At 70.4% G+C, this 12,582-nt stretch carries 12 protein-coding genes and 1 tRNA gene; 11 read left to right on the top strand and 2 right to left on the bottom strand.

Annotated elements, in window-relative coordinates; all coding sequences use genetic code 11:
* Nucleotides 1–5 precede the first annotated feature (5 nt).
* The 10 genes from IT40_RS09685 (at nucleotide 6) to IT40_RS09640 (ending at nucleotide 8,875) form a co-directional block, all read left to right on the top strand.
* A complete protein-coding gene (locus IT40_RS09685) occupies nucleotides 6–1,292 on the top strand; it encodes a helix-turn-helix transcriptional regulator (RefSeq protein WP_036753860.1) in 1,287 nt (428 codons plus the stop codon).
* Nucleotides 1,293–1,367: 75 nt separating this feature from the next.
* Nucleotides 1,368–1,730 (top strand): response regulator transcription factor, encoded by a 363-nt coding sequence (locus tag IT40_RS09680; RefSeq protein WP_036753857.1) that lies wholly within the window; start codon nucleotides 1,368–1,370, stop codon nucleotides 1,728–1,730.
* A gap of 8 nt (nucleotides 1,731–1,738) precedes the next feature.
* Nucleotides 1,739–1,981, top strand: a complete 243-nt coding sequence (locus tag IT40_RS09675) for a hypothetical protein (RefSeq protein WP_036753854.1) — start codon at nucleotides 1,739–1,741, stop codon at nucleotides 1,979–1,981.
* Nucleotides 1,971–4,628 carry an ATP-binding protein gene (locus tag IT40_RS09670; protein ID WP_036753851.1) on the top strand — a complete coding sequence of 886 codons (2,658 nt, stop codon included), beginning with the start codon at nucleotides 1,971–1,973 and terminating at the stop codon, nucleotides 4,626–4,628. Before IT40_RS09675 ends, IT40_RS09670 begins: the two co-directional genes overlap by 11 nt.
* A 59-nt stretch (nucleotides 4,629–4,687) precedes the next feature.
* Nucleotides 4,688–5,860: a FliM/FliN family flagellar motor C-terminal domain-containing protein gene (locus IT40_RS09665; protein ID WP_084197012.1), complete on the top strand. Its 1,173-nt coding sequence runs from the start codon at nucleotides 4,688–4,690 to the stop codon at nucleotides 5,858–5,860.
* A gap of 781 nt (nucleotides 5,861–6,641) precedes the next feature.
* The gene (infA, locus tag IT40_RS09660; protein WP_010397442.1) at nucleotides 6,642–6,860 is read left to right on the top strand and encodes a translation initiation factor IF-1; all 219 of its coding nucleotides are present in this window, start codon (nucleotides 6,642–6,644) and stop codon (nucleotides 6,858–6,860) included.
* 26 nt (nucleotides 6,861–6,886) lie between these two features.
* Nucleotides 6,887–7,519 (top strand): Maf family protein, encoded by a 633-nt coding sequence (locus tag IT40_RS09655; protein ID WP_084197010.1) that lies wholly within the window; start codon nucleotides 6,887–6,889, stop codon nucleotides 7,517–7,519.
* The gene (locus IT40_RS09650; RefSeq protein ID WP_036753849.1) at nucleotides 7,516–8,577 is read left to right on the top strand and encodes a ribonuclease E/G; all 1,062 of its coding nucleotides are present in this window, start codon (nucleotides 7,516–7,518) and stop codon (nucleotides 8,575–8,577) included. Before IT40_RS09655 ends, IT40_RS09650 begins: the two co-directional genes overlap by 4 nt.
* On the top strand, nucleotides 8,574–8,723 hold the full coding sequence (locus IT40_RS09645) for a DNA gyrase inhibitor YacG (protein WP_036753846.1): 150 nt from the start codon (nucleotides 8,574–8,576) through the stop codon (nucleotides 8,721–8,723). Before IT40_RS09650 ends, IT40_RS09645 begins: the two co-directional genes overlap by 4 nt.
* A 76-nt stretch (nucleotides 8,724–8,799) precedes the next feature.
* Nucleotides 8,800–8,875, top strand: a tRNA-Phe gene (locus IT40_RS09640).
* A 437-nt stretch (nucleotides 8,876–9,312) separates the two neighbouring features.
* Here the strand turns inward: IT40_RS09640 and IT40_RS09635 are convergent.
* Together IT40_RS09635 and epmA are read right to left on the bottom strand one after the other, a co-directional pair.
* Nucleotides 9,313–10,587 carry a lytic murein transglycosylase gene (locus IT40_RS09635; protein WP_036753843.1) on the bottom strand — a complete coding sequence of 425 codons (1,275 nt, stop codon included), beginning with the start codon at nucleotides 10,585–10,587 and terminating at the stop codon, nucleotides 9,313–9,315.
* Between the two features lie 119 nt (nucleotides 10,588–10,706).
* Entirely contained in the window at nucleotides 10,707–11,756 is a 1,050-nt protein-coding gene (epmA, locus tag IT40_RS09630; RefSeq protein ID WP_036753839.1) for an EF-P lysine aminoacylase EpmA, read from the bottom strand.
* A gap of 132 nt (nucleotides 11,757–11,888) precedes the next feature.
* Between epmA and efp the strand changes: the two genes are divergently transcribed.
* Nucleotides 11,889–12,455, top strand: a complete 567-nt coding sequence (efp, locus tag IT40_RS09625) for an elongation factor P (RefSeq protein WP_036753836.1) — start codon at nucleotides 11,889–11,891, stop codon at nucleotides 12,453–12,455.
* Nucleotides 12,456–12,582 lie beyond the last annotated feature (127 nt).

Raw genomic sequence — 12,582 nt, 5'->3', positions numbered from 1 at the left:
CCATCATGCCACGTTCCTTGCCCCGCCATCCCGTCGCCCGCCCCCTGATCGGCACCCGCATCCGCGAGCGCCGCCTGTCGCTTGGCCGGCGCCAGACCGAGGTGGCGCGACGGGCCGAGATCTCGGCCGCATATCTGAACCTGATCGAGCATAACCGCCGCCCGGTGGGCGAGGAACTGCTGTCGCGGCTGGCCCAGGCGCTGGAGATCGACGCGACCGAACTGGCCTCGGACCGCGAGGAGGCACTGGTCGGCGCCCTGCGCGAGGCGGCGGCCCGCGCCGCCGACCAGCCCGGCGCCCCGGTCGAGCTGGACCAGATCGCCGAATTCGCCGCCCGCTTTCCCGGCTGGGCCTCGGCGCTGGCCGGGGCGGCGCGCCGCGCCGATGCGCTGGAGCGGCGGCTGGTCGCGCTGTCGGACCGCATGACCCGCGACCCCTATCTGCTGGCCACGCTGCACGAGGTGCAGTCGGCGGTGACGGCATTGCGCTCGACCGCCTCGATCCTGGCCGAAACGCCCGAGATCGAGCCGGAATGGCGCGACCGCTTCCATGCCAACCTGGACAGCGACAGCCAGCGCCTGTCGCGCACGGCGCAGTCGCTGGTGGCCTATCTGGACAGTTTCGAGGACGAGGCGGTGCCGATGTCGCCGCAGGAAGAGGTCGAGGCCTGGATCGCCGCCGGCCAGCCCGAGCCCTCCGAGGCGGCGGAGCTCGCCTCGGACGCGGCGCGGGCCATGGCGCAGGATCTGCTGGCGGCGCAGGCGCGCGACCGCGCGGCCCTGCCCGACGCGGCGCTGGCGGCGGCGGTAGACGGGGCGGGCGAGGCGGCCGACGACCCGGCGCTGATCGCCGCGCGGCTGGGACGGCCGCTGGACCTGGTGCTGCGCCGGCTGGGCATGCTGCGCCCCGGCCCCTGGGCGCAGGCCGGGCTGGTGGTCTGCGACGGCTCGGGCGCGACGCTGTTCCGCCTGGCCGCGCCCGGCTTCGAGCTTCCGCGCCCCGGCGAGGGCTGCGCGCTCTGGCCGCTGTTCGAGGCGCTGGCCCAGCCGCAGCTGCCGGTGGCGCGGCTGATCGAGACCGCGAACGGCAACCGCTTCGCCGCCTGGGCCGTGGCCGAGCGGCTGCTGCCCATGGGCTTCGACGGCCCCGCGCTCAGCCGGGCGCAGATGCTGATCCACCCCGCCGCCGGCCGCGACGCCCGGCCGGTGCTGGGGGTGGGGCCGGCCTGCCGCATCTGCCCGCGCCCCGCCTGCACCGCGCGGCACGAGCCCTCGATCCTGGGCCCCGTGTGATCTGGGGCGCCCCGTGATTTTGACAACGCCCCCGCCCGCCCGCATGATCGCCGCAAAACCCCAGGAGGGCCGCTCGTGACCACAGGTGTCGATGTGCTGCTGATCGAGGACGAGCCGAGCATCGCCGAGGCGGTGCGCTTCATCCTGTCGCGCGAGGGCTGGCAATGCGAGCAATGGCCCGAGGGCAGCGACGCGCTTCAGCGCATCCGCGCGCTGGCGCCGCGGCTGGTCATCCTCGACGTGATGCTGCCCGGCCGCAGCGGCGCCGAGGTGCTGGCCGACCTGCGCGCCGATCCCGATCTGCAGGCGCTGCCGGTGCTGCTGCTCAGCGCGCGCGGCATGGCCAACCTGCCGCAGGGCGCCGACCGGACGCTGGCCAAGCCCTTTGCCAATGCCGACCTGCGCGCCATGGTGCGCGAGCTTCTGGACGCGGGCTGAGGTCGCGCATGCGCCGCCTGTTCCTTGGCCGCGACGCCTATCGCCAGCGCCGCCTGGGCGACGCGATCCGCGTCCTGCCGGTGCTGTTTGCGGTGCTGGCGGTGCTGCCGCCGGTCTGGCTGCCGCAATATTTCAGCTATGCGCGCGGCGCGGTCTGGCTGGCGGCAAGCTGGGCGCTGACCATCGCGGCCACCGCCGTCCTGCATCGCGCCATCGGCCGCGCAAAGCCGGAGGACGAGGATGACGCCTGAAACCCTGGGCGCCGCCTCGGTGGTCTATGTCGCGCTGATGTTCCTGCTGGCCCATGCCGCCGACCGCGCCGCCGCGGCCGGCCGCTGGCGCTGGATGGACCGGCCGGTGATCTATACCCTGTCGCTGTCGGTCTATTGCTCGGCCTGGACCTTCTACGGCGCCGTCGGCTACGCCACCCGCTCGGGGCTGGAGTTCCTGACCATCTATCTTGGCCCCGGCATCGTCTTTGCCGGCGCCTGGTGGGGGCTCAGGCGGCTGGTGCGGGTGGCGCGGCTGCATCGCGTGACCTCGATCGCCGACCTGATCTCCAGCCGATTCGGCAAATCCGCCGCGCTGGCCGCGCTGGTGACGCTGATCGGCGTGCTGGCCTCGACCCCCTATATCGCGCTGCAATTGCAATCGGTCTCGATGGCGCTGTCGGCCTTCGCCACCAGCGGCCATCCGCTGCCCGGCAATATCGCGCTGTGGGTGGCGGTCGGGCTGGCCGCCTTTGCCATCCTGTTCGGCACCCGCAACCTGGCCGCGAACGAGCGCCACCACGGCGTCGTCATCGCCATCGCGGTCGAGGCGGTGGTCAAGCTCGCCGCCTTTCTCGCCGTCGGCGCCTTCGTGCTGTGGGGCATCGCCGACGGGCCGGCCGACGTGCTGGCGCGCATCGACCGCATGGCCGTCTCGGCCGGGGGCGAGGGCTGGCAGATCCGGCCCGAGCGCTGGTTCACGCTGATCGCGCTGTCGGGCGCCGCGGTCATGGTGCTGCCGCGCATGTTCCACGTCCTGGTGGTCGAGGCCAGCGACGAGAACCGCCTGCGCCAGGCCGGCTGGGCCTTTCCCGCCTATCTGGCCGCCATGTCCTTCCTGGTCCTGCCCATCGCCGTGGTCGGCATGGACCTGCTGCCCAGGGGCTCGAACCCCGACCTCTACGTCCTGGCGCTGCCCTTGTCGCAGGGCCGCGACACGCTGGCGGCGCTGGTGTTCCTGGGCGGCTTTTCCTCGGCCATGTCGATGGTGGTGGTCAGCGCCATCGCGCTGTCGACGATGATGGCGAACCATTGGCTGGTGCCCTTGTGGCTCTGGCTGCGCCAGACCGCGCTGTCCGAACCGGCGCAGGCGCGCGAGGATCTGGGCACGTTGATGCTGAATGCGCGGCGGCTGGCCATCGTCGCGGTGATCGGCGCGGGCTGGCTTTACCACCGCACCACCGGCGGCACCACGGCGCTGGCCGCCATGGGCACGGTCGCCTTTTCCGGCATGGCGCAGGTGCTGCCGGCCATGGTCGCCGGGCTGGTCTGGCGCGGCGCGACCCGGCGCGGCGCCATTGCCGGCATCGTCGCCGGCGCGCTGATCTGGGGCGGGGCGATCTTCCTGCCCTCGCTGGGCCTCGCTGCGCCGCCGGCCTTTCCGGCGGGAATCGACGCCTTCGCCGGCGCGGTGCTGCTGGCGCTGGCGGTGAACCTGCTGCTTCTGGTGCTGATCTCGCTGGTCGATTTCCCCGACCCGACCGAGCGGCTGCAGGCGCTGTCCTTCGTCCATGCCATCGCCCCCGATGCCGCCGCCAGCGAAACCGCCCCCGCGGTGCAGGCCGAGGCGCTGCTGACGCTGGCCGGGCGGATCTGGGGCAACGACCACGCGCTCGAGGTGTTCCGCAAGGCCGCCGAGAACCAGGGCAAGTCCGGCTATCTTCCCGACCTGACCCCGCGCTTCCTGGCGGATTTCGAACGCCATCTGGCCGGGACGGTGGGCGCGGCCACCGCCTCGGCGCTGATGGCGCGGGTCGGCGGGCGCGGCTCCGTCACCGTGGCCGAGCTGATGGAGGTTGCGGGCGAGGCCAGCCGCGCGCGCGAGGACAACCGCCGGCTGGAGCTGACCTCGGCCGAACTGGCCAGGACCGCCGCCATGCTGCGGGAAAGCAACGAGAAACTGACCGTGCTTTCGGCGCAGAAGGACGCCTTCCTGGGCCAGATCAGCCATGAATTGCGCACGCCCATGACCTCGATCCGCGCCTTTTCCGAGATCCTGATGGAGCCGGACCTGCCCGCCGCCGACCGCAGCCGCTTTGCCGGGATCATCCAGGACGAGGCCGCCCGCATGACCCGGCTGCTGGACGACCTGCTGGACATCTCGGTGCTGGAATCGGGCCGGGCGCAGCTGAAGCCCGGCGTCGTCAACCTGCACGACCTGATCGAGCGCGCGCTGGCCGCGGGCGGGGCAAGCGCCGCGGGACGCGATTTCGCCATCCGCCGCAACCCCCTGGCCGAGCATCTGCCTGTCATCACCGACCCCGACCGGCTGTTGCAGGTGCTCATCAACGTGATCTCGAACGCGCGGAAATATTGCGACGCCGGCGAGCCGGCAATCCGCATCGACACCCGCCGCAGCCCCCAGGGCGGGACCGAGATCGACATCCACGACAACGGCTCGGGCATCGGCCCCGAGAACCGCGCGCTGATCTTCGAGAAATTCGCCCGGCTGGACGATCCCTCGCGCGCCGGCGGCGCCGGGCTGGGGCTGGCGATCTGCAAGGAAATCATGGGGTTCCTTGGCGGCTCGATCAGCTATCTGCCGGGCCAGGGCGGCGCCTGCTTTCGCATCGCGCTGCCGCCCCGCCCGCCGCGCCGGGCGGAAAATGCCGAAAATGCGACGGGTTAAACCTTTCGGCAACCAGTCCGTGCCATCTTGCGCCAAAGGCAGCATCGATTCGGGCCGCAATGGAAAGCGTAGCAAGGCAACAGTCGGACGACCCCGGACAGGCCGGGGCGGATCGGGACGGGTCCGCCGCCCCGGCCCCCGGCCAGGTGCTGCGCCGCCTGATCGCCGAACGCGACCGGGCCCGCGCGGCGGCCGGCCCCTCGGCCCGGCAGGTCGCCGAATTCCGGCTGGAGCGTGCCGCCGCCACCGCCCTGGCCCGCGCGGCCGAGAAGCAGCTGCGCCTGCCGGTCTTTGTCGAAAAGGTGGAACGCTCGGGCATGGTGCCGGCCGAACTGCCCGAACTCCTGCCCGAGCGCGCCTTGCTGGCCGTGATCGGGGGGCGGCGCGACGCGCTTGGCGTGGTCGCAGTCTGCCCCGACCTGCTGGCCGCGCTGATCGAGATGCAGGCGATCGGCCGCGTGACCTCGCGCCCCGCCCCGCCGCGCAAGCCGACGCGAACGGATGCCGCGATCTCGGCCGATTTCGTGAACGTGCTGCTGGCCGAACTGGGCCGGGAATGCGCGGCGCAGCCGGGCTGCCCGGATTTCGGCGCCTTCCGCTATGCGACCTATCTGGACGATCCCCGCCCGCTGTTGCTGATGCTGGAAGAGGGCGAGATGGCGCGGCTGGACTTCCGCCTCCGCCTGGGCAGCGGCGGGCAGCGCGACGGCCGGCTGATGATCGCCCTGCCGGTCGAGCCGGGGACGCTTGCCGATCCGCCTTCGCCCGGCGCCGGGAACCAGGCGCAACTGCCCGCCCCGGCCGGGACCCCGCCCGTGCCGGCAACGCTGACCGGGCCGGTGCAGCAGGCGCCGGTGCGGCTGGCCGGCATTCTCTGCCGCCGCAGTCTGAGCCTGCACCAACTGCGCAGCCTGACGCCGGGATCGCTGTTGCCCCTGCCGCAGAACGTGCTGGACGAAGCCAGGGTGGAAACCGCGCGCGGCCAGCTGCTGGCCCGCGGACGGCTGGGCGAAAAGGACGGGTTCCACGCCATCCGCCTGCGCGACATCAGCCAGGACGCGGCGCCCGCCACCCCTTCGCCCGCGCAGGACGGCTGGCGGGCGGAAGGCTTCGGACCGCCGCCCGAGGGGATGACGCCCGCCGACCAGGCCGAATTGCCGCTCGCGGATCTCGACCACCCCGATGCCTTCCGCCCCGCCGAGCCAGAACCACCGATGGTCAAGGCCGGATGACCTGTCGTCGCACAGCCCTGCCCCATGGCCGCTCGCGGATCTTGGCCGCCCGGCGCATTCCGCGCTGCCGAGCCGGAGCCGCCGTTGCTCAGGGGGATAATCCTGGCGCGCAGTTCCGCCCGACTACCGCTCGCGAATCTTGCTCCTCGACGCCCCTGCGCTGCCGAGCCGCTGCCGCCCATGGTCAGCACCGGATGAACCACCGACACATAACCCTGCTCAATTGCCGTTCAGGGATCTTGGCCATCCGGCGCATTCCACACCCCCGAGCCAGAACCGCCATTGGTCAGGGAGATGATCCTGGCGCACGACCCCGACAGGTTGCCACTCGCAGATCTTGACCACATGATACCCCCGCACCGCCCAGCCGCTGCCCACCATGGTCAAGCCTGGATGACCTGTCGTCGCACAGCCCTGCCCCATGGCCGCTGGCGGATCTTGGCCGCCCGGCGCATTCCGCGCTGCCGAGCCGGAGCCGCTGTTGCTCAGGGGGATAACCCTGGCGCGCAGCCCCGGCCGACTACCGCTCACGGATCCTGGCCACCCGATCCTCCTTCGCACCGCCAAGCAGATGTCGGCCATGGTCAAGGCCGGCCAACCCATCCGGCGCAGCCTCGCCCCTATAGCCGCAATCGCGCAACTTTTCTGCGAAATAGCCACGCTGACAGGCCATCCGGCCCAGGAAAGCCCGCCCAGGTCCAGATTCCCCTTGAAAAACCGCCCGTCTGGACGCATGTAGCTTGCGCCCGCCCAAGGCGCGGGTCATCCTACAGGAGAGAACATGGCCAAGGAAGAAATGCTCGAATTTCCCGGTGTCGTGAAGGAACTCCTGCCCAACGCGACATTCCGGGTCGAGCTAGAGAACGGCCATGAGATCATCGCGCATATGGCAGGAAAGATGCGCAAGAACCGCATCCGCGTCCTCGCCGGCGACAAGGTCCAGGTGGAAATGAACACCTACGACCTGACCAAGGGGCGGATCAATTACCGCTTCAAGTAAGCCCGCCGACCGTCCGGGAGCCTAGGATGACGGCGCCGCAAGACCTGCGGGGCGCTGCCCAGTCCCCGCCGCAAAGCGCCGCCGCGCCGGCGCTGATCCTCGGCTCGGCCAGTCCGCGCCGGCTGGAACTGCTGGCCCAGATCGGCATCGTGCCGGACAGGATCCTGCCGGCGGAAATCGACGAATCCCCGCATCGCGGCGAAAACCCGCGCGACTATGTCCGGCGCATGGCGCGCGAAAAGGCCGCGGCGCTTGCCGGCCGGGCCGAGGACGCCGTCCTTTGCGCCGACACCGCCGTCGTGGCGGGGCGCCGGATCCTGGGCAAGCCCGCCGATGCCGCCGAGGCGCGGCGCTTCCTGCAGCTGCTCTCGGGTCGCCGGCACCGGGTGCTGACCTCGGTCGCGCTGGCCCATGGCGGCCGGCTGCGCGAACGGCTGGTGGACACCGCGATCCGCTTCCGCCCCCTTACCGCCACGCAGATCGAAGCCTATCTCGCCACCGGCGAATGGCTGGGCAAGGCCGGCGCCTATGCCATCCAGGGCCATGCCTCGGCCTTTGCCATCTGGATGCAGGGCTCCTACAGCGGCGTCGTCGGGCTGCCGCTGGCCGAAACCGCGGCCCTTCTGGCCGCCATCGGAATCCAAGGAAAAACGACATGAAGGGACGCCAGATCGTCCTGGGACGGATCTTCGGCCGCGATGCGGCGGCGCTGATGCAGGACGGCCGGCTGGAGGATCTGATCGTCGATCCGGCGGGCGCGACCCCGCTTGCCCCCGGCGCGATCTGCCGCGCCAGGGTGGACCGGCTGGTCAAAGGCCAGGGCGGCGTCTTCCTGCGCCTGCCGAACGGCGCCCGCGGCTTCCTGCGCGACCGCTCGGGGCTGCGCGAGGGCCAGTCGCTGCTGGTCCAGGTCAGCGGCTGCGCCGAGGACGGCAAGGCGGTCCCGGTCTCGGCCCGGCTGAATTTCCGCGGCCGGCACGTCATCGTGACGCCCGGCGCGCCGGGCGTGAACGTCTCGCGCCGGATTCGCGACGCCGCGCTGCGCGAGGGGCTGGTGCGCCTTGGCTCGTCCGCCCTGGACGGCCATGAGGATGCGCCCGGCATCGTCTTTCGCTCCGTCGCGGCCACGGCCCAGGAGGACGAGATCGCGGCCGAGCTTGGGCAGCTGCTTGAGCTGGCGCAAGCCGTCACGGCCGATTGCGAAGGGGCACCCGAGCTGCTGCTCGACGCGCCCGAGCCCGCCGAACAGGCTTGGCAGGATTGGGCCGACCCGGCGCCCGACGCCGTCGAGGACGGGCCCGATGCCTTCGCGGCGACCGGGGCCGAGGCGGCGGCGCTGCAACTGCTGCACCCGCGGCTGGACCTGGGCGGCGGCGCCTGGGCCGAGATCGAGGCGCTGCGCGCGCTGGTCGCCATCGACGTCAACACCGGCAGCGACCATTCGCCGGCGGCGGGGCTCAAGGCGAATATTGCCCTGGCGCGCGACCTGTCGCGGCAATTGCGGCTGCGCGGTCTTGGCGGCCAGATCGTGGTGGATTTCGCGCCCATGCCCAAGCGCGACCGCGGCACGCTGGATCAGGTGCTGCGCGCCGCCTTCCGCCCCGACCCGGCCGAGACGGTGCTGATCGGCTGGACCGCGATGGGGCTTTACGAGATCAGCCGCAAGCGCGACCGCGTGCCGCTGGCGCGCCTTGCCCGGCCGGAGGACATGGCATGAAATGCCCGATCTGCGGCAAGCCCGCCGCCGAGCGTTATCGCCCCTTCTGCTCGCGCCGTTGCGCGGATGTGGACCTGGCGCATTGGCTGCGTGGCGACTACCGCATTCCCGGCGAGCGGGTGCCGGATAATGACAGGGAAGAGTGAAAATTTTGTTTTTTGGCTCTGGACAGCGGAGCGGCCCTGCCATAACAACGCGCCAGTCCGAAGCAAGACGCTCGGCGCCCGGATAGCTCAGTTGGTAGAGCAGCGGATTGAAAATCCGCGTGTCGGTGGTTCGAATCCGCCTCCGGGCACCATTTAACTTCTTGAAAGAATAGCGATAATTTCAAGGCGTTTCTTGGCGCTTTCGTGGCGCAAGAGTGACACAAAGCCCCTCATCTGCTGTCGTTTGACACGAAGATCTGCAGGACGCGGAAGAGGGCGGATAGACCCAACAAGGCCGCGTGACACCAGCAGAAGCCGTCCTGAACGGCCGTGCAGCGAGTCATGCAAGGTAATCGGGACGGCCGATAAACTCGGCGATCCGACGCTGGCCCCGAGGCCGCACGAGGCTGGCGCCGCCCCCCAACCTGACATCGCAGACCCCGACCTCGGGACCACGCCGGCGGAGGGGAAAGTCCCGGCAGGGAACTGCAAACAGGGGGACCGACCGCTTTCCTAGCGGCCCGGCGGCAAGCGGGAACCGATCCGGGCAGGCGCAGGGTGGCGCCGGCCCGGCCGTTTCCGGCATTCGTCAGCCGCGGCGCAACTGCTCGAGCAATGCGGCCGAGGGCTCGCCCGTCACCGGCAGCCCGCGCGAGGCCTGATAGGCCCGGATGGCGCTGGTCGTGTTCGAGCCGACGTTGCCGTCCACCCCCTGCGTGTCGAAGCCGCGGGCCGTCAGCAGGCGCTGCATCTCCTTGCGCTGCTCGATGCGCAGGCCGGGATGGTCGGCCGGCCAGGGATTGGCCAACCCCGGATAGCCCTTGAGCCGGTCCGCCAGATGCGACACCGCCAGCGCATAGCTGTCGGCATTGTTGTAGCGCAGGATGGCGTGGAAGTTGCGGGTGATCAGGAAGGCCGCGCCCGAGGCACCGCCGGGAACGATCAGCTCGGTCGAGGTGCCTGCGGGCGGCAGCGGCCGCTGGTTGGCCTGGCGCACGCCCAGAGACTGCCATTCCGCGACGCTGCGCCGCTTGCCCTTGCCGGCCAGCGCGGTGTTGAAGCCGGGCGGCAGAGTGACCTCGACCGCCGCCGGCAGGCCGCGCTGCCAGCCCGATTTCGCCAGGTAGTTCGCGGCCGAGGCCAGCGCGTCGGACGGGTCGTTCGACCAGATGTCGCGCCGGCCGTCGCCGGTGAAATCGACCGCGAAGCTGAGATAGGTGGTCGGGATGAACTGGGTGTGGCCCATGGCGCCGGCCCAGCTGCCGGTCATGTGGCCGGGGTCGATGTCGCCCGATTGCAGGATCTTCAGCGCCGCCATCAGCTGGCTGCGGAAGAAGGCGCCGCGATAGCCCTCATAGCCCAGGGTGGCCAGGCTTTCGATCAGGGGCAGGTCGCCGCGCCGCTCGCCATAGGTCGATTCCATGCCCCAGACCGCCGCGACGACCTCCTTGTCGACGCCATAGGTCGCCTCGATCCGGCTCAGCACGCCGCCATATTGCGCCAGCGCCGCCCGGCCGTTGGTCTGGCGCTTTTCCGAAACCGCGTTCTCCAGGTATTCCCACAGGGATTTCTTGAACTCGGCCTGGTTCTGCGAACGGCGCAGCGCCTCGGGGTTGTAGGTCACGTCGCGGAAGGCGAACTCCAGCGTGCTGTCGCTGATGCCCTGGCCGCGGGCGCTGGCCTTGAAGCCTTCGACCCAGTTGCGCAGCCCGGCGACCTTTTCGGCCGGCGGGCTCTGGTAGCGGCCCCATTTGATCTCCTGGCTTTGCTGGGGAACGCCCGCGCCGGGATATTGGCCGGCGCAGCCGCCAAGCAGCAGAGCCATGGCCGTGAGCGTTGCCGAAAGTCGCAATGAAAGCCGCATTCCTGTCCCCTTGGTCGAGCCTTTTGTCCTAGCCTAGCGTCCGTTTTCCTGCGCCGAAAGCCGGAAAACCCGCGGCGGCAAGAGGCCGCCTTTCGGCAGGCTCGGGCGGCACCAGGGCCTTATTCGGCTTGCAGCGGGGTCCAGATCACCTCGTCGATCCGCGGCGCGCCGGTGGCCAGCATCACCAGCCGGTCGAACCCCAGCGCGCAGCCCGCGGCCGGCGGCATGAAGGCCAGCGCGGCCAGGAAATCCTCGTCCAGCGGGTAACGCTCGCCATAGATGCGGACCTTCTCCGCCATCTCCAGCTGGAAGCGGCGGCGCTGTTCGGCGGGGTCGGTCAACTCGCCGAAGCCGTTGGCCAGCTCGACGCCGCAGGCGTAAAGCTCGAACCGCTCGGCCTCGCGCGGCTCGTCCGCGGCAGGCCGCGCCAGCGCCGCCTCGGCCGCCGGGTAGCGGTCGAGGATCAGCGGGCGGCCATGGCCCAGATGCGGCTCGACCCGTTGCACCAGCACGCGCGACAGGATGTCGGACCAGCCGTCGTCCGCGGCCAGGCGCACCCCCTGCACCTCGGCCTGGGCGCGCAGGGCGGCCACGTCTGTCTCGGCCCCGTCGCAGGTCGCCAGCAGGTCGATGCCGGCAAATTCGCGGAAGGCCTGCGCCACGGTCATCACCTCGGGCGTGGCATAGGGATCGCATTCGGCGCCGCGAAAGCGCAGCATCTCGGCGCCCGCGACCTCGGCGGCATGGCGCAGGTATTGCGCGCAATCGTCGAAAAGCACGCGATAATCCTCGCCCGCGCGATACCATTCCAGCATGCAGAACTCGGGGCTGTGCAGCGGCCCGCACTCGCGGTTGCGCCAGACATGGCTGAAGGCGAAGATGCGCGCCTCGCCCGCTGCCAGAAGCTTTTTCATCGCGAATTCCGGGCTGGTATGCAGATACATCCGCCGCGGCACGCCGTCGTTGCCGATCTGGTCGGTGGCGAAGGCATGCAGATGCGCCTCGTTGCCGGGACTGACGGCCAGGGCCAGCGGATCGACCTCGACGAAATCCTGCGCGCCCAGCCAGTCGCGGATCGCGGCCTGGATGCGGTTTCGCGCCAGCAGCAGCGGCCGGCGCCCGGCATGGCGGCCCTGGTCCCACCAGGGGCTTTCGTCGGCGGGTTTCATGCGCGCACCTCTTGCATCTGTGTCGTTTTCCGCTTGCGGCTGGCGCAAAGCTGGGAAAAACGCTATGGGATGTCATCTGCCGGACTTGGTATCCGGCATCCCGGAATTTGAAAAGCAGGCAAGGGAACCGCCTTGAAAGTCATCGCCTCCAGCCTTCGCAAAGGCAATGTCGTCGAGATCGACGGCAAGCTCCATGTCGTCCTGACCGCGACCAACTTCCACCCCGGCAAGGGCACGCCAACGACCCAGGTCGAGCTGCGCCGCATCTCGGACGGCAACAAGGTCTCGGAGCGCTGGAAGACCACCGAACAGGTCGAGCGCGCCCATGTCGACGAACGCGCCTATAATTTCCTCTACGAGGACGGCGAGGGCTTCCACTTCATGGAGCCGGAAAGCTATGAGCAGGTCGTGGTCTCGCCCGACGTGGTCGGCGACGACAAGGTGTTCCTGGAAGACGGCATCAGCGTCTTCCTGCAGGTCCATAACGGCGTCGCCATCGCCATCGAGCTGCCGCAGAAGGTGACGGTCGAGGTGGTCGAGACCGAGCCGGTGGTCAAGGGCCAGACCGCCTCGTCCAGCTACAAGCCGGCGATGGCGCATAACGGCGTGCGCATTATGGTGCCGCCGCATATCGGCGTGGGCACCAAGGTCGTCATCAACACCGCCGACCTGACCTATGTCGAGCGCGCCAAGAGCTGATTCCTGATCCGGTGCGGGGCGCGCGTTCCGCCGCCCCACACCTTGCCTTTCACAGGGCCTTTCAAAAGGCATTTCACCGGGCGCTGCCGCGGGTCAATCGGCAGTCGCGGCCCCGATGGTTCCACCC

Source organism: Paracoccus versutus, from assembly GCF_000763885.1.
Taxonomy (GTDB): Bacteria; Pseudomonadota; Alphaproteobacteria; order Rhodobacterales; family Rhodobacteraceae; genus Paracoccus; species Paracoccus versutus.
This window is presented reverse-complemented; position numbering and strand designations above follow the sequence as displayed.

Bases quoted from the DNA above. Each gene is read 5' to 3' on its own strand.
- infA (WP_010397442.1), top strand. From the start codon at position 6,642: ATGGCCAAGGAAGAAATGCTCGAATTTCCCGGTGTCGTGAAGGAACTC.
- IT40_RS09685 (WP_036753860.1), top strand. From the start codon at position 6: ATGCCACGTTCCTTGCCCCGCCATCCCGTCGCCCGCCCCCTGATCGGC.
- epmA (WP_036753839.1), bottom strand. From the start codon at position 11,756: ATGAAACCCGCCGACGAAAGCCCCTGGTGGGACCAGGGCCGCCATGCC.
- IT40_RS09645 (WP_036753846.1), top strand. From the start codon at position 8,574: ATGAAATGCCCGATCTGCGGCAAGCCCGCCGCCGAGCGTTATCGCCCC.
- IT40_RS09675 (WP_036753854.1), top strand. From the start codon at position 1,739: ATGCGCCGCCTGTTCCTTGGCCGCGACGCCTATCGCCAGCGCCGCCTG.
- IT40_RS09655 (WP_084197010.1), top strand. From the start codon at position 6,887: ATGACGGCGCCGCAAGACCTGCGGGGCGCTGCCCAGTCCCCGCCGCAA.
- IT40_RS09670 (WP_036753851.1), top strand. From the start codon at position 1,971: ATGACGCCTGAAACCCTGGGCGCCGCCTCGGTGGTCTATGTCGCGCTG.
- IT40_RS09635 (WP_036753843.1), bottom strand. From the start codon at position 10,587: ATGCGGCTTTCATTGCGACTTTCGGCAACGCTCACGGCCATGGCTCTG.
- IT40_RS09650 (WP_036753849.1), top strand. From the start codon at position 7,516: ATGAAGGGACGCCAGATCGTCCTGGGACGGATCTTCGGCCGCGATGCG.
- IT40_RS09665 (WP_084197012.1), top strand. From the start codon at position 4,688: ATGGAAAGCGTAGCAAGGCAACAGTCGGACGACCCCGGACAGGCCGGG.